Origin of the sequence: Amycolatopsis nigrescens CSC17Ta-90 (assembly GCF_000384315.1) — a bacterium.
Classification (GTDB): domain Bacteria; phylum Actinomycetota; class Actinomycetes; order Mycobacteriales; family Pseudonocardiaceae; genus Amycolatopsis; species Amycolatopsis nigrescens.
Genome location: NZ_ARVW01000001.1, coordinates 831,619 through 847,075, shown reverse-complemented (window position 1 = coordinate 847,075; position 15,457 = coordinate 831,619). Strand labels below are relative to the sequence as shown.

Annotated in this window: 14 protein-coding genes; 8 read left to right on the top strand and 6 right to left on the bottom strand. The window is 67.3% G+C overall.

Annotated features, from left to right (window positions below; translation table 11 throughout):
- Positions 1–54: 54 nt before the first annotated feature.
- From AMYNI_RS0103860 to AMYNI_RS0103830, 7 genes are read left to right on the top strand one after another with little or no spacing between them, the layout of a single operon-like run.
- On the top strand, positions 55–1,293 hold the full coding sequence (locus AMYNI_RS0103860; RefSeq protein ID WP_157357243.1) for a lipid-transfer protein: 1,239 nt from the start codon (positions 55–57) through the stop codon (positions 1,291–1,293).
- 57 nt (positions 1,294–1,350) lie between these two features.
- Positions 1,351–1,788: a type II toxin-antitoxin system Rv0910 family toxin gene (locus tag AMYNI_RS0103855; RefSeq protein WP_020666656.1), complete on the top strand. Its 438-nt coding sequence runs from the start codon at positions 1,351–1,353 to the stop codon at positions 1,786–1,788.
- A 10-nt stretch (positions 1,789–1,798) separates the two neighbouring features.
- On the top strand, positions 1,799–2,668 hold the full coding sequence (locus AMYNI_RS0103850; RefSeq protein ID WP_020666655.1) for a MaoC/PaaZ C-terminal domain-containing protein: 870 nt from the start codon (positions 1,799–1,801) through the stop codon (positions 2,666–2,668).
- 15 nt (positions 2,669–2,683) lie between these two features.
- The gene (locus AMYNI_RS0103845; RefSeq protein ID WP_020666654.1) at positions 2,684–3,556 is read left to right on the top strand and encodes an SDR family oxidoreductase; all 873 of its coding nucleotides are present in this window, start codon (positions 2,684–2,686) and stop codon (positions 3,554–3,556) included.
- Positions 3,557–3,566: 10 nt separating this feature from the next.
- Positions 3,567–4,823: an acyl-CoA dehydrogenase family protein gene (locus tag AMYNI_RS0103840; RefSeq protein ID WP_020666653.1), complete on the top strand. Its 1,257-nt coding sequence runs from the start codon at positions 3,567–3,569 to the stop codon at positions 4,821–4,823.
- The gene (locus AMYNI_RS0103835; RefSeq protein ID WP_020666652.1) at positions 4,820–5,653 is read left to right on the top strand and encodes an SDR family oxidoreductase; all 834 of its coding nucleotides are present in this window, start codon (positions 4,820–4,822) and stop codon (positions 5,651–5,653) included. Before AMYNI_RS0103840 ends, AMYNI_RS0103835 begins: the two co-directional genes overlap by 4 nt.
- Positions 5,653–7,224 carry a succinic semialdehyde dehydrogenase gene (locus tag AMYNI_RS0103830; RefSeq protein ID WP_020666651.1) on the top strand — a complete coding sequence of 524 codons (1,572 nt, stop codon included), beginning with the start codon at positions 5,653–5,655 and terminating at the stop codon, positions 7,222–7,224. The genes AMYNI_RS0103835 and AMYNI_RS0103830 overlap by 1 nt, the downstream gene beginning before the upstream one ends.
- Here the strand turns inward: AMYNI_RS0103830 and AMYNI_RS0103825 are convergent.
- The 5 genes from AMYNI_RS0103825 to AMYNI_RS0103805 form a co-directional block, all read right to left on the bottom strand.
- Complete coding sequence (locus tag AMYNI_RS0103825; protein ID WP_026360029.1) at positions 7,221–7,838, bottom strand: mycothiol-dependent nitroreductase Rv2466c family protein; 618 nt, start codon at positions 7,836–7,838, stop codon at positions 7,221–7,223. The genes AMYNI_RS0103830 and AMYNI_RS0103825 overlap by 4 nt on opposite strands.
- 378 nt (positions 7,839–8,216) lie before the next feature.
- Positions 8,217–9,341 (bottom strand): DUF222 domain-containing protein, encoded by a 1,125-nt coding sequence (locus AMYNI_RS0103820; protein WP_084628266.1) that lies wholly within the window; start codon positions 9,339–9,341, stop codon positions 8,217–8,219.
- Positions 9,342–9,431: 90 nt separating this feature from the next.
- Positions 9,432–11,204: a glycoside hydrolase family 2 protein gene (locus tag AMYNI_RS0103815; RefSeq protein WP_020666648.1), complete on the bottom strand. Its 1,773-nt coding sequence runs from the start codon at positions 11,202–11,204 to the stop codon at positions 9,432–9,434.
- A 36-nt stretch (positions 11,205–11,240) separates the two neighbouring features.
- Positions 11,241–13,235 (bottom strand): SDR family oxidoreductase, encoded by a 1,995-nt coding sequence (locus tag AMYNI_RS0103810; protein WP_020666647.1) that lies wholly within the window; start codon positions 13,233–13,235, stop codon positions 11,241–11,243.
- An 86-nt stretch (positions 13,236–13,321) separates the two neighbouring features.
- The gene (locus tag AMYNI_RS0103805; protein WP_020666646.1) at positions 13,322–13,528 is read right to left on the bottom strand and encodes a hypothetical protein; all 207 of its coding nucleotides are present in this window, start codon (positions 13,526–13,528) and stop codon (positions 13,322–13,324) included.
- Between the two features lie 178 nt (positions 13,529–13,706).
- Between AMYNI_RS0103805 and AMYNI_RS0103800 the strand changes: the two genes are divergently transcribed.
- Positions 13,707–14,930, top strand: coding sequence for an NAD(P)/FAD-dependent oxidoreductase (locus AMYNI_RS0103800; protein ID WP_020666645.1), 1,224 nt, complete (start codon positions 13,707–13,709; stop codon positions 14,928–14,930).
- Here AMYNI_RS0103800 and AMYNI_RS0103795 read toward each other — a convergent pair.
- Positions 14,927–15,457: a TetR/AcrR family transcriptional regulator gene (locus AMYNI_RS0103795; RefSeq protein WP_026360027.1), complete on the bottom strand. Its 531-nt coding sequence runs from the start codon at positions 15,455–15,457 to the stop codon at positions 14,927–14,929. The genes AMYNI_RS0103800 and AMYNI_RS0103795 overlap by 4 nt on opposite strands.

Here is a 15,457-nt window from a genome sequence, read left to right as displayed (position 1 = left end):
CGGCAGGGTCAAACAAGTGGCGCACATCTCTGGTCAACATACATTCTGGTCGGTATGTTGTTTGCAGATGCCCGACGGACTAGGGAGCACGCAGTCGTGAGTAACAAGGTGTACGTCGTCGGTGTGGGGATGACCAAGTTCGAGAAGCCCGGCAGCAAAGAGGGCTGGGACTACCCCGCGATGGCGAAGGAATCCGGAACGAAGGCCCTGGAGGACGCCGGGATCTCGTTCGAAGAGGTCGAGCAGGCCTACGTCGGCTACGTGTACGGCGAGTCGACCTCCGGCCAGCGCGCGGTCTACGAGCTGGGCATGACCGGCATCCCGGTGGTCAACGTGAACAACAACTGCTCCACCGGCTCCACCGCGCTCTACCTGGCCACCCAGGCGGTCAAGGCGGGCAGCGCGGACTGCGCGCTGGCACTCGGCTTCGAGAAGATGCAGAAGGGCTCGCTCGGCTCGACCTACGACGACCGCGAGCAGCCGATGATGCGGCACATCCTGGCCGAGGCCGAGCTCTACGAGTTCACCGGCGCCCCGCCCGCGCCGTACATGTTCGGTGCCGCCGGCCGTGAGCACATGGAGAAGTACGGCACCACCGCGGAACAGTTCGCGAAGATCGGCGAGAAGAACCACCGCCACTCGGTGAACAACCCGTACGCGCAGTTCCAGGACCAGTACTCGCTGCAGGACATCCTGGGTTCCAAGGAGATCTACGCACCGCTGACCAAGCTGCAGTGCTCGCCAACCTCGGACGGCTCCGGCGCGGCGATCATCGCCAGCGAGGCGTTCGTGGAGAAGCACGGGCTCGCCGCGCAGGCGGTGGAAATCGTCGGACAGGCGATGGTCACCGACTTCGCGAACACTTTCACCGACGACAGCGCGATCACCCTGGTCGGCGCCAAGATGAGCAAGGCCGCGGCGGACAAGGTGTACCGGCAGGCCGGCCTCGAAGCGTCCGATGTGGACGTCATCGAGCTGCACGACTGCTTCTCCACCAACGAGCTGATCACCTACGAGGCGCTCGGCCTCTGCCCGGAGGGCGAGGGCGGCAAGCTCGTCGACGCCGGCGACACCACCTACGGCGGCCGCTGGGTGGTCAACCCCTCCGGCGGGCTGATCTCCAAGGGCCACCCGCTCGGCGCGACCGGGCTCGCCCAGTGCTCCGAGCTCACCTGGCAGCTGCGCGGAACCGCGGACAAGCGCCAGGTGGACGGCGCCAAGGTGGCGCTGCAGCACAACATCGGCCTCGGCGGCGCGGTCGTGGTGACCGCCTACCAGCCAGCCGAACGCTGACACCTTTCCCGACTTTCCCTGCTCGCAACAGTTTTCACCAACACAGGAGGAATCCCGATGGGCCAGATCAGTGCTTCCGTTGACCTTCCCGCCAAGCCGGACAAGGTCTGGGCGGAGTTCTCGAACCCGAACAACTTCGAGAAGTGGCTGACCATCCACACCAAGTGGTCCGGCGAGGTGCCCACGGAGTTCGCCGAGGGCAGCAAGGTCACCGAGGTGGTCACCCTGATGGGCATGGCGAACAAGATCGAGTGGACGGTGGACAGCTACCAGCCGCCGTCCTCGCTGTCCATCTCCGGCACCGGCATGGCCGGGGTGAAGGTCAAGTTCGACCTGTCGGTGGAGGAGACCGCGGAAGGCTCCAGGGCCACCATCGACGCCGAGTTCACCGGGCAGATGATCGTCGGCGCGCTCGGCAAGGCGGTGGAGAAGGACGGCAAGAAGAACCTCGACAAGTCGCTCGAGCAGTTCGCCACCCTGCTCGGCGCCTCCTGAGCGGGCCGGCATGGCGGACTCCGAAGACGAGCTGAAGTTCGACTCGAGCGGGATCGGCAGGTGGGCCGACGAGTACCGGTTCGAGGTCACCGGGGAGCGGATCGCCGAGTACGCGAAGGCGACCAACGACCCGATCGAGCGGCACCTTGCCGGCGAGATCGCGTCCCCGGTGTTCGCGATCGTGCCGGTGTTCCAGGCGCTGATCGAGCCGGCGGTCGAGGTGGCGCCGCTGGAGCTGATCCCCCGGCTGGTGCACGGTGAGCAGGACTTCCGGTTCCACCGGCCGATCAAGCCCGGCGACAAGCTCGTCTCGCGTGGCAAGACGATCGGCTACGAAGGACTGCCCAACGGTACCCGCGGTGCGGTGTACCTGGAGTGCCGCACCGAGGACGGCGAGCTGGTCAACGAGCAGTACGTGACGTTCTTCTTCCGCAAGTTCGACGCGGGGGAGACGGTCGGCGAGCTTGCTCCCGGGCACAAGTTCGACGAGTCGTTGCGGTCGGCGTCCTCGGTGGCGAAGGTCGTGCAGCACGTGGACGAGGACCAGACCTTCCGGTACGGCCCGGCCGCGGGTGACCCGATGCCGATCCACCTCGACGAGGAGACCGCGAAGATGGCCGGTCTGCCCGGCATCATCGCGCACGGGCTGTGCACCATGGCCTTCACCTCATGGGCCGTGCTCACCGAGCTGGCCGACGGCCGGACCGAGCGGCTCAAGCGGCTCGCGGTGCGGTTCGCCAAGCCGGTACTGCCCGGCCAGGACATCACCACCCAGATCTGGCGTGCCGGCCGGAGCGACGGCGAAAGCACCTACGCCTACGAGACCACCGCGGGCGACGCCGTCGTGGTCAAGGACGGCCTCGCCGTCATCGCAGACTGAGAAAGGCAAGGAACCATGGGAGCACTGGACGGGCGGGTCGCCATCATCACCGGCGCGGGCCGGGGAATCGGCCGCGAGCACGCGCTGCTGTTCGCGAGCGAGGGCGCCGCCGTTGTGGTGAACGACCTCGGTGGTGGCAACGACGGCAGCGGCTCGGACGCCGGTCCCGCGCAGGAGGTCGTGGACGAGATCACCGCCGCCGGCGGCAAGGCGGTCGCGAACACCAGCAATGTGGCGGACTGGCAGGGCGCCGCGGAGATGGTCGACCAGGCGGTGTCCGAGTTCGGCCGGCTCGACGTGCTGGTGAACAACGCGGGCATCCTGCGCGACGGGTTCATCGCGGGCTTGGAGGAGGCGCAGTGGGACGCGGTGATCGCGGTGCACCTCAAGGGGCACATGGCGCCGCTGCGGCACGCGTCGGCCTACTGGAAGGCGAGGTCGAAGGCCGGTGAGCAGGTCGCGGCCGCGGTCATCAACACGGCTTCGGCCTCGGGCACCTTCATGCCGAACGCCGGGCAGGTCAACTACGGCGCGGCCAAGGCCGGCATCGCGGCGATGACCCTGGTCGCGGCGCAGGAGCTGGAGCGCTACGGGGTGCGGGTCAACGCGATCGCGCCGATCGCGCGCACCCGGCTCACCCTGGCCACGCCCGGGATGGGCGCGATCTTCGCGCAGGAGGTCGAAGAGGGCGAGTTCGACGCGTTCAGCCCGGCCAACATCTCGCCGCTGGTGGCCTACCTGGCCACTGAAAAGTGCCCGCTCAACGGCAAGGTGCTCGCGGTGCAGGGCGGTGCCATCTCGGAGCTGGGCGGCTGGCACGACGTGCGAACCATCGAGACCGAAGGGCCGTGGCGGATCGACGACATCGCGGGCCGGCTGCCGAGCTAGGGAGAACCTCATGATCGAGTGGTCCGAGACCGATCTGCTGATCCGGGACGCGATCCGGGAGTTCGTCGACAAGGAGATCCGGCCGAACGTCGACGCGCTGGAGAGCGGAGAGCTGCCGCCGTACGACATCATCCGGAAGCTGTTCGCCTCCTTCGGGGTCGACGTGATGGCCGCCGAAGCCGTCAAGACGCTGCTGGACAAGCAGAAGGCTCGGGCCGCCGCCAAGGAAGCCGGGGAAGCACCGGCGAAGAAGGCCGGCGGTGCCGGTTTCGAGCTCGGTGGTCAGGAGGGCATGGCGCTGATCGCGATCAGCGAGCTGGCCGGCGTCAGCCTCGGGGTGGTCGCCTCGATCGGGGTGAGCATCGGGCTGACCGGGTCCACCATCCTGTCCCGCGGCACCCTGGCGCAGAAGGAGCGCTGGCTGCCCGGCCTGGCCACGTTCGAGAAGGTCGGCGCGTGGGCGATCACCGAGCCGGACTCCGGTTCCGACGCGTTCGGCGGGATGAAGACCTACGTGCGCCGCGACGGCGACGAGTACCTGCTCAACGGGCAGAAGACGTTCATCACCAACGGTCCTTACGCGGACACGATCGTGGTGTACGCGAAGCTCGACGAGGGTGACGAGTCGGTGGACAAGCGCGATCGCAAGGTGTTCACCTTCGTGCTCGATGCCGGTATGCCGGGGCTGACCCAGGGCAAGCCGTTCAAGAAGATGGGCATGAACTCGTCGCCGACCGGTGAGCTGTTCTTCGACAATGTGCGCCTCGGCCGCGACAGGCTGCTCGGCGAGACCGAGGAACAGAAGGGCACGGACAGTGCCAAGGAGAGTTTTTCGTTCGAGCGGATGGGTGTCGCGGCGCTGGCGCTGGGCATCATCAACGAGTGTCACCGGCTCTGCGTGGAATACGCGAAGAGCCGGACGTTGTGGGGCCAGGAGATCGGCCGCTTCCAGCTGGTCCAGCTCAAGCTGGCGAAAATGGAGGTGGCCAGGATCAACGTGCAGAACATGGTGTTCCAGACCATCGAGAAGCTGCGTGCCGGCAAGCTGCCCGGCCTGGCCGAGGCGTCCGCGATGAAGCTCTACTCCTCGGAGGCGGCCACCGAGGTGGCGATGGAAGCGGTGCAGTTGTTCGGCGGCAACGGATACATGGCGGAGTACCGGGTCGAGCAGCTGGCCAGGGATGCCAAGTCGCTGATGATCTACGCCGGCAGCAACGAGATCCAGGTGACGCACATCGCCAAGGGCCTGCTCGGGACCACCCGGTGAAGCGCTCGCTTCGCGGCAAGGTCGCGGTCGTCACCGGTGGTGCGCGCGGGATCGGCGCGGCCACTGCTGCCGTGCTGGCCGCGGAGGACGCGAAGGTGGTGATCGGTGACCTGGATCCGGGCCTGGCCGCGGAGACCGCCGCCGGACTGCCGGGCGAGGTGGTCGCGCTGCCGCTGGACGTCACCGACACCGCCGGGTTCACCGCTTTCCTGGACCAGGTCGAGGCCGAGCTCGGGCCGATCGACGTGCTGGTGAACAACGCCGGGATCATGCCGCTGGGCGACTTCGAGCAGGAGTCCGAGTCGACCGCGGCTCGGCAGCTGGACATCAACCTGCGCGCCGTCATCCACGGCACCAAGGAGGCCGCACGCCGGATGCGTGGGCGTGGCGGGCACATCGTGAACCTGGCCTCCTTCGCCGGCAAGATCCCGGTGCCCGGCGGGGCGACCTATTCCGCGACCAAGCACGCGGTGGTCGGCCTGTCCGAGTCCGTGCGGCAGGAACTGCGCGGCACCGGCATCGAGGTGTCCTGCGTGATGCCGGGCGTGGTGCGCACCGAACTCACCGCCGGGCTGACCGACCTGCCTGCCGTCCTGCGCTCGGTCGGTCCGGAGGATGTGGCCGAAGCGATCGTGCGTGCTTTGCAACGACCGAAGTTCGACGTGTATGTGCCACGTCGTCTCGCAGTCCTGGATCGCTCTTCACGGTTGTTGCCGCGCGCGGTGGCGGAATGGGCGATGCGGCGGCTCGGCGGGGACACCATGATGCTGCAGGCGGCCCATTCCGGGGAACGCACGGACTACGAGAAACGTGCGGCGAGGTCGGCCTGATGAGCCGGCTCCACCCGGTCAGTGGCCTCCCGGCGAGCATCACCCCGGACCTGCTGGACCGGCTGACCGCCCGGGTGGTCGCCTCCGATGCGCCCGTGGCCACCACGGTCGCGGTGTTCACCGGTGAGCCCTACGTCGACCTGCCCCGGTCCACACCGGACGATGTGGCACGAGCCGTCGAGCACGCACGCAAGGCACAGACCGCCTGGGCGGCAACGGATGTACCCGTGCGGGCCAGGGTGCTGCGGCGTTTCCACAACTTGCTCCTCGAACGTCAGGACGTCGTGCTGGACCTCATCCAGGTGGAGACCGGCAAGGCACGGCGGCACGCGTTCGAGGAGTCACTGGAACCGGCGCTGACCGCGGGCTACTACCTGCGCAAAGGCGCGAAGGCGCTGCAGCCGAAGCGCCGCGAGGGCATGCTGCCCGGCCTGGTGCGCACCACGGAACTACGCCAGCCCAAGGGCGTGGTGGGCGTAATCTCGCCGTGGAACTACCCGTTCGCCCTCGGGATCTCGGATACCCTGCCGGCCCTGCTGGCAGGCAACGGGGTGGTGCTGAAGCCGGACACCCAGACCGCTCTGAGCCCACTCTACGGCGTCGAGCTGCTCTACGAGGCCGGTTTGCCGGAAGGCCTGCTGCAGCCGGTCCTGGGCGAAGGGCCAGTGGTGGGCACCGCAGTGGTCGAACAGGCGGACTACGTGGGCTTCACCGGCTCGACCAGAACCGGGCGCGACGTGGCGCAGCGAGCCGGTGCGCGACTGGTCGGCTGCTCACTGGAGCTGGGCGGCAAGAACGTGATGATCGTGCTGGACGACGCGGATCTGGACCGGGCAGCGAAATCGGCGGTGCCTGCCTGTTTCGCCAACTCCGGCCAGGTCTGCATGTGCACCGAACGGCTGTATGTGGACCAGAGCGTCTACGACGAGTTCCTGCGGCGGTTACTGAAGCACACCAAGGAACTGCGCCAAGAAAACAGATACGACTTCAACGCCGACGTCGGCTCGCTGACCTCGGCCCGTCAACTCGAAGCGGTCAGCAACCACGTCGAAGATGCGAAGGCGAAGGGCGCCACAGTGCTGGCAGGTGGGTTCGCCCGGCCTGATGTGGGACCGTTCTGCTACGCACCGACCGTGCTCGCGGATGTACGCGATGGCATGCTATGCGCGACTGAGGAGACCTTCGGTCCGGTGGTCTCGGTGTATCCGGTGACGGGCGAAGAAGAGGCCCTGGCCAAGGCGAACGCGGGGGAGTACGGCCTCAACGCGAGTGTGTTCACCCGCGACACGGTCCGAGGCCGGCAGCTGGCGGCTCGGCTGCGCGCCGGCGCGGTCAACGTGAACGATGCGTTCGTTGCCGCGTACGGAAGCATGGATTCGCCGATGGGCGGTATGGGAAAGTCCGGTTTAGGCAGACGTCATGGCGAGGAGGGAATCCTCAAGTACACCGAGGCGCAGACAGTCGCGGTGCAGCGCGTAGGCATGTTCCCGCCGAGATGGGTGCCGTACCGGGTGTACGGAAAGGTGCTAGCCAAGACCCTCGCCGTGCTGCGCATGGCGGGAATTCGTTAGACCCCGAAGTCCGGCTCCTGGGTGCGGCTGCGTTTGAGTTCGTAAAAGCCCGGCACGCCGGCCACCATCAGAACCCCATCCCACAACTGCGCGGCAAGGTCGCCGCGCGGGGCAGGGGACACCACTGGCCCGAAGAACGCGATCCGGGTCCCGTTCGGCCCGGGAACCGCGATTACCGGCGTGCCGACATCCTGTCCGACAAGCGACATGGCTTCGTTGTGCGACGAGCGCACTGCTTGGTCGTAGTCGGTGGACAAGGACGCGTCGGCCAGTTCCACGGGTAAGCCCGCATCGGAGAGCGATGCTTCCAGAGCATCCCACTCGCCTTGAAGGTGGAAGCGGCTGCCGAGCGCGGTGTACAGCCGTCCGAGCGCTTCGGATCCGTACCGTTGTTCAACCGCCGCGCAGACCCGCACCGGCGCCCACATGTAGTCGCCCCATTCACCCTCCGGATTTTCGTCAAGTCCTTCGTTGAGCACGGACAGGCTCATCACCCGCCAGCGCAACGCCACTGGCCGTACCCTGGTCACCTCGATCATCCACCGCGAGGTGATCCAGGTATACGGGCAGACGGGGTCGAACCAGAACTCAGCCACTCTGGTGTGGGGACTCATCCGGGCACAGTAGCGCCACGCAGCCTCGTCAGGAGAAGACCACCGACTTCATCAGTAGTCGTTCGGATGCGCCCGCCTGCTCTCAGAGCGTAGTAGGCGTCTCCGCCGCAGTTCCCGTCCCTGAACACGGTCACGGAGGAGTAAGTCCGGTTGTGTGGCCGGAAGGCAGATGACTCTTCGATTTCCGTGACGTGCGGTGGCGAGCAGAGCGGTGCGGATGCGCATCGAGAGTCCTTTCGTCAGGTCATTTGGATACCCACCTCGCCTTTCCGGGATGACTGGCAGAACTTGCTTCCCGCGGTTGTGGGACAGCGGTCCCTCGTCTGATCAACCGCTTGGATCGTGCAGGTAGACGATCGCCGGGCTGGCGGCTCATGTTCACGACCAGGGAGGGCTGGTGTAGGTGGCGCCAGCCGGGGTGGTGATGGTGAGCACGCCCGCATCGTCGATGGTGTGGGTCCAGTAAGGGAGATCCTTGAGTTCGTGGTGGCGTTTGCAGTAGCCGGCCAAACTGAGCTCGTTGGTGCCGCCACCGTGCGCCCAGGGACCGTTGCGGTCGATTTCGTCCGCCTGAGCCAGGCGGTGACAGCCGGGTTCCCGGCATTCGCGGTCACGCACTCGGATGAATCTGCTCAAGTCGGGAGGCGGGTGGTAACAGTTTCGGCCGACGTCGACCGGAAGTCCGGTTACAGGATCTGTGACCACCCGGCGCCAGGTCGAGTGCCGGGCGAAGGCGATTTCCTTGGCCAGCCAGGCGGGGATCGGCCCGTACCCGGCGACCTCGGCGGGGTCGTCGTTGAGGCCGGCCAGCGTTGTCAGGTCGACATAGAGATGCACGTCGGCCCTGGGGTTGTGCAGGGTGCCGGTTTCGCGGAGGCAGCGGTCCGCGATCACATCCGCGCGCAGTTGGTCGAGGGTACGGGGCTCGTCCTTGGTTTTGAGCGCGCGGGCATCACGGTCCGCCCTGACATACATGGCGGCGCCCACCTCCACCGGTACATCGATGACGAGTGAGGAGGTGCCCTCTCCACGATGGACGAGTTCGAGCTTGCGGCCGATGCGGCGTTTTCGTACCCGGGCCGCGTAGCCGTCGGGGTCGATCTGTGCGATGACCCGGTTCACCGCGCGCCTGAGCCCGGGTGGGTTCTTGTCGGCAAGGCGATCGGCCATGATGGCATCGACGTCCCGCGCCCGCTGTTCGGTCAGCACCGTGGTGGCTTCGAAGATCTTGGTCGCCTTGTAGGAGTCGATCATCCCGGATTCCATGGCCGTCAGTGTTTTCGGCAGCCTGGCGGCCAGCGCTTCCGCGAGTGCGATCCGTTTCATGGCGGCGTTTTCCGTGATCGACAAGCCGAGTGCCAGCTCTGCCGGCACTCCTCTTGATCTATCCTCGACTTCGTTCAACTCCGCGATGAGCTTGAGCTGTGCCGCCTCCACCCGGCACTTCTGCCCCTCGAGTACCTGAATTTCTTTCAGTAGCTCTGTTGCGCGATTCCTGTCCATGTCGCCAAGCTAGCGACAACCACTGACAAAAAACCGCGACTCGGTATCCACGGTAGTGTCCGCCAAGTGGATTCAAGAGGAGTTGGTGCCTCAAACTCCTTGTGTCCCAGTGAATATTTCCTTCAGTGCGGTGCTGGAAACTTTGAACTCCCGCGAAGAAGTCAAGAGCCCGTTGGTTTCCTGCTCGGTATCGGTCAGCTGCGTATAGCAGAAACCGGCCAACCCAGGTGACTCGAGCACGGCGGAAACCAACTCTCCCAACAGTTTCACCAGTTCGTCGGAGTCGTCCACAGTGGAATATCCGAACCACTTCTCACCCTCGATGGGAGCGAAGGACAAGCCGCCGAACTCGGTCAGCATCACCGGTACGTCGAGGTCGGCTTTCCCGAGCAGCACCCGCCTGCCGCCGGGGCGTCCAGCACCCAACATCCGCCGAATCGACTCCGGGGACCCGTAGCGCTCCCGCAGCACTGCGCCATGACCGGTGTAGTCGTGCACCCCGTAGATGTCCGCTTCCCTTGTCTCCCAACCATCATTGGATATCACCGGTCGGCTCGGGTCGATGCTCTTGGTCAGGTGGTACAGTGAAGACACGAAGTGTGCCTGCTCTGGAGCGGCGGAGATGTCGGGCACGCCCCAGCTCTCGTTCAGCGGAACCCAGGCGATCACACTGGGGTGGCTGCGATCCCGATGCAGGATTTCGAGCCACTCGCGGGTAAGTCGTTGCACGGCCGAAGGGCCGAACTCGTAGGCGTTCGCAGTTTCACCCCAGACAAGCAGTCCGAGCCGGTCGCACCAGTAGAGGAAACGTGGGTCTTCGGCCTTCTGGTGCACCCGGACGCCATTGAAGCCGAGCTCCTTGATCAGCTCGACTTCGCGGCGCAACGCATCGCCGTCCGGTGCGGCGAGGTGGGATTGTGGCCAGTAGCCCTGTTGAAGAACCATCCGGAGGTAGTAAGGAGTGTGGTTGAGCAGAAAACGTCCGTCCGCGGTGCCGACGTCGCGCAGGCCGAAGTAGCTGTGCACGATGTCGGACTCGCCCAGTTCCGCGGTGGCGTCGATCAGCACGGGTTGCTCCGGCGACCACAGCAGCCGGAACCGATCCTGGCCGTGCCGGGCCGCCGGAATGGCCAGATCGAACCGGAAGCGCCGCCGGTCCAGCCGGACGGTGTGCTCGGCAAGGATCTCCTCGCCGAGCCGCAGTACCACCCGGAGGTGCTCGGCCGCGCCGGGATCCGCGGACAGCTCACCCGAGCAGGTGACCGAAGCGTTGGCGACGCTGGGCGTCCAGTGGAGTTCGGTCAGGTGCAGTTCCGGCACCACCTCCAGCCAGACCGGCTGCCAGATCCCGGTCGTCCGGTGGTACCAGATGTCGTGCGGCTCGGACCGCCAGTCCTGTTTGCCACGCGGCTGGGTGCCGTCACCGACGGGGTCTTCGGCGCGCACCACCAGCGACTGGGTGTCGGAGAGGGGGTCGATCGCTCCGGTCAGGTCCAACTGGAACGGAGTGTGCCCGCCTTCGTGGGAACCGACGAGGATTCCGTTGAGCCAGACGGTGGCCGCGTAGTCCACCGCTCCGAAATGCAGCAGCACCCGTTCGTCCGACGCGGCGGACGGTGTGCGGATCGCCAGCCGGTACCACACGATCGGGTGCAGATCCGTGGAGTGGATCCCGGACAGCTCGGACTCCGGCGGGTAGGGCAGCGTGATGGTCTGGTCGAAGACTCCGGAGTCGCGGTACCAGTGCTCGCCGAGCCCGCGATCCTCGTCGTCGAAAGCGAATTCCCACTGCCCGCACAGGTCGACCCAGTCGGCACGGACCAGCTGAGGACGGGGATGGACGTTCTCCTGCAACGCGGTCATGTCCGGCACGGTACCGATCGGGGTGGGCGCCTTGACTTAGGCCCGGCGGCGCCAGATCAGCCGGGTGAGCGCACCGGCTACCGACGCCAGTGGCGCCTGCCTGGGCTGTTTCCTCGCCTCCGGGGCGGATTCCGGCACCGCGCGGTAGGCGAGGTGGGCGGCGAGGCGGGACAGCCGGGGCATGGTCAGTGTCGCCAGCTCGGCGGCCACGCCTTCCGGCCGGTTGACGATCTGCGGCCGCTGCACCAGCGCTTTGACCACCAGTTTGGCGGCCTTCTCCGGACTGCTCGCCGGGAAGGCCTTGTACAGCCCGGTCGGCGCGATCATGTCGGTCCGCACCAGCGGCATCCGGACCGAGCTGAAGGTGATCCCGTCGGACAGCGTCTCCCGGCCGGCGGCCAGCCCGAACTCTTCCAGCGCGGCCTTGGACGCCAGGTAGGCGGCAAAGCGCGGAGTGTCGGTTTGCAGGCCCTGGGTGGTCACGTTCACGACATGCCCGAACCGGCGCTCGGTCATCGTCGGCAGCAGGCCGAGGATCAGCCGGACCGGCCCGAAGTAGTTGATCGCCATGGTGCGTTCGAAGTCGTGGAAACGCTCGGTGGACAGCCGCACCGAGCGGCGGATCGACCGGCCGGCGTTGTTCACCAGCATGTCCACCCCGCCGTGTTCGGCGAGCACGTCCTTGATCAGTGCGTCCACCGCGTCGCCGTCGGTGAGATCGCAGGAGTATGCGGACGCCTTGCCGCCGCCGGTGACGATCTGCGCGCGCACCCGCTCCAGTTCTTCGGCGCGGCGCGCGACCAGGAGGACGGTCGCCCCGTGCCTGGCTACCTGCAAAGCGGTTGCCTCGCCGATGCCGGAGGAGGCGCCGGTGATCAGTACGGTCCGCTCGCGCAGGGGATCACCATGCCTGCGGCGTCGCGCGCGGTCGGCGTCGAGGTGCTCCAGCCAGTACCGGTAGATCGGGCCGGCGTAGTCCCGCAGTTCGGGCAGTTCGACACCGGTCCCGGTGAGTGCGGCAGCGGTGGCCTCGGTGTCGAACTCGACGTCGAGGCTCAGGTGCGGCAGTACCTGCAAGGGGATGCCGAGTTCGGCCAACACGGCTTCCCGGGCGGACCGACCACCGGGAAGCCGGTCGATGCCGGCCGCGGTGGCCCTGGCCACCCGCCTGGCCGCGCTGCGCAGCAGGGCGGACGCGCGGGCCGGCACGGTCGCGCCGATCGTTGGTGCCCCGGCGACCCGAGCGAAGGCGTTGTACACCTCGTTCAGCGGTTGGGGGCGTGGCGACGCGAGGTGGTAGGTACTGCCGGAAGGTGCTTCGGTGTGCATCAGGTGCTCGATGGCATCGACTACGTAGTCGACGGGAACCAGGTTGGTGGCACCGAGATCGGGACCGGCCAGCGGCAGCCGTGAAGGCAGTGCGGAGAGCCGGGATATCGCGGGCAGAAAGTAGTACGGCCCGTCGATCTTGTCCATCTCCCCGGTGCGCGAATCGCCGACCACGGCGGATGGGCGGTACACCTTGAAGGGCACTGAAGTCTGTTCGCGCACCAGCTTTTCGGCGGCGAACTTGGTGGCGTGGTAGGGAGAGCCGAAGTTCTGGCCGAGGTCGAAGTCGCTTTCGGTGTACCGGCCCGCGTAGTCCCCTGCCACCGCGATCGACGAAACGTGGTGCAGCCAGCCGGCCCCGGCCGCCGCCGCGAAGGCGATCACGTTGCGGGTGCCCTCCACGTTCGCCGCCTGGTTCGCGGCATCGGTGGCGGTGAAGTCGTAGATCGCGCCGAGGTGCAGCACGTGGTCGACGGGCCCGAGCGCGTCGGTGTCGATGCCAAGGGCAGGTTCGGTCAGGTCGCCGGTGACCGGGACCAGGCGTTCGCTGCCCGGCCACGATCCGGTCAGTTCGGCCAGCCGTCCGCGCGAAGTCTCGCGGACCAGCGCGTACACGGTCTCCGTGCCGGGCCTGGTCAGCAGTCGCGCGGTCAGCCGCCTCCCGATGAATCCGGTCGCACCCGTTACGAAGTAGCTGGTCATCGTGGACACCTTCTGCCGGAAGCGCTCCTAGGTCCTCCTAGGTCACCGCCGACCATACCTACTGATGAGTAGGAAAGGTAGTCGGGTCACTCTTCCCCGACCGGAGTCGCGACGGAGACCACGGCATCGCGTAACGCCGCGCGGAGTCTGCCGACATCAAGAGGTGCGAGCACCGCGGCTTCGCCCGGCGGCGCGACGATCACCACCCGGTCACTGCTCACGAACACGGTCAGGTCTCTGCGCCTGCCGGCCAGGTCCCGGCAGCTGATCGACCATTCGTCTTTAGCTGCCACGTCCGTCGCCCTCCGTCGCTCGCCGCGTTCTGGTGCGTGTGCACAGGCTGGGACGCGGTCGCGGACGGGCCGTGACGCGGTCCGCGCGAAAAAACTACCGACGAGTTTCGCAGGGCTGCTGTGAATCGGCGACGACGGTAATGTTCGTGGTGAGTACCGCCGTCCAAGGAGGCCCTACATGTCCGAGCCCAAGCACGTGGTGATCATCGGAAGCGGCCTCGGTGGCGCATCCGCCGCGGCAGCGCTGCGCGAGCGAGGTTATTCCGGTGACGTGCTGGTACTCGGGTCCGAGTCGCATCGGCCCTATGAACTGCCCCCGCTGTCCAAGGGGGTGCTGCTCGGCGACGCGGAGGAGCCCGACTGGGTGCGTGAAGCCGACTTCTACGCCGACAAGAACATCGACCTGCGGCTGGGCACGACGGCGGTCCGGATCGAACTAGGCGGCAGGCTGGTGCACGACGGCTCGGGTGGCGAGTACCGGTACGACCGGCTGCTGCTGGCCACCGGCTCGCAGCCCCGCTCGCTGCCGGTGCCGGGAACGGACCTGCCCGGCGTGCGGACCCTGCGCACCCTGGACGACTCGCTGGCGCTGCGGTCCGCGTTCAGCGCGGCCGAGCGGATCGTGATCGTCGGCGCGGGCTGGATCGGCACCGAGGTCGCCGCGGCTGCGCGCAAGCACGGTGCCGAGGTCACCGTGGTGGACCAGATCCAGGCGCCGCTGGAGCCGGTGCTCGGCGCCGAAGTGGCCGGGGTCTTCCGCGACCTGCACACCGAACACGGGGTCGGCTGGCGGCTGGGCGCGGGGGTCGCCGAGTTCGCCGGGGGACCGGACGGGGTGCGCAGCGTGAAGCTGACCGACGGCACCGAGCTGCCCGCGGATCTGGTGCTGGTCGCGGTCGGCGCGGCTCCCCGTGTGGAGCTGGCGCACGCGGCCGGGCTGGACCTTTCCGACGACGGCGGTGTTTGCGTGGACGCCACGCTGCGCACCGCTTCGCCGGACGTCTACGCGGTCGGTGACATCGCGGCGCAGTTCCATCCGCGCTACGGCAAGCGCTTGCGGGTGGAGCACTGGGCGAATGCCAAGTACCAGGGTGAGCACGTGGCGGGCAACCTGCTCGGCGAGCACGAGCCGTACCTGAGCTCGCCCTACTTCTTCTCCGACCAGTACGACCTCGGCTGCGAGTACCGCGGTCTGGCCGATCCGGACAACGACGAGCTCGTCGTGCGCGGTGATCTGAAGAGCAGGGAGTTCACCGCGTTCTGGGTGCGCGACGGGAAGGTGACCGCCGCGATGAACGTCAACTCCTGGGACGACGGCGACGCACTTCAGTCCCTTGTGGACAATCGGACCGAGGTGACCCCGACGCAGCTGCGCGAGGCGGATCTGGCCGGACTGGGCTAGCGGGCGGGAAGCCCTCTCAGCAACGCGTCGAGCATCATGGCGAAACGGCGGTCCGCTTCGGCGGACACGTGTTTCGCCTGCTCGGCGGCGATCCAGCCGCGCACGGTGAGCACGAACACGAGGTAGGTCTCGGTCGCCGTCCGCTGGCTCAGGCCGTTCGCGGTCAGTATCCGGTCGGCGTCGTCGTGCAGCGCCCGGTGAGTCGGCGTCATCCGGGGCAGCGCGACCGTGCCGCCGGTCACCGGCAGGAACTCGCGCCGCATCGCGTGCCCCAGCGCGGCCAGCCAGCCGCGCCAGTCGCCGTCCGGCGGGTCTTCGGCCGGGGTGATCCGGGTGAGCAGCGTGTCGCTGATCAGGTCGAGCAGCTCGTCGCGGTCGGCCACCCAGCGGTAGAGCGCGGAATGTGACACGCCGAGCCGGCGCGCGAGCGCGCGCACGGTCAGCGTGTCCACATCGAACTCGAGTGCCGCCGACACGATCTCGTCCCGCGAGAGGCGAGCAGGCCGGCCCAGTTTCGGGGTTGTCAT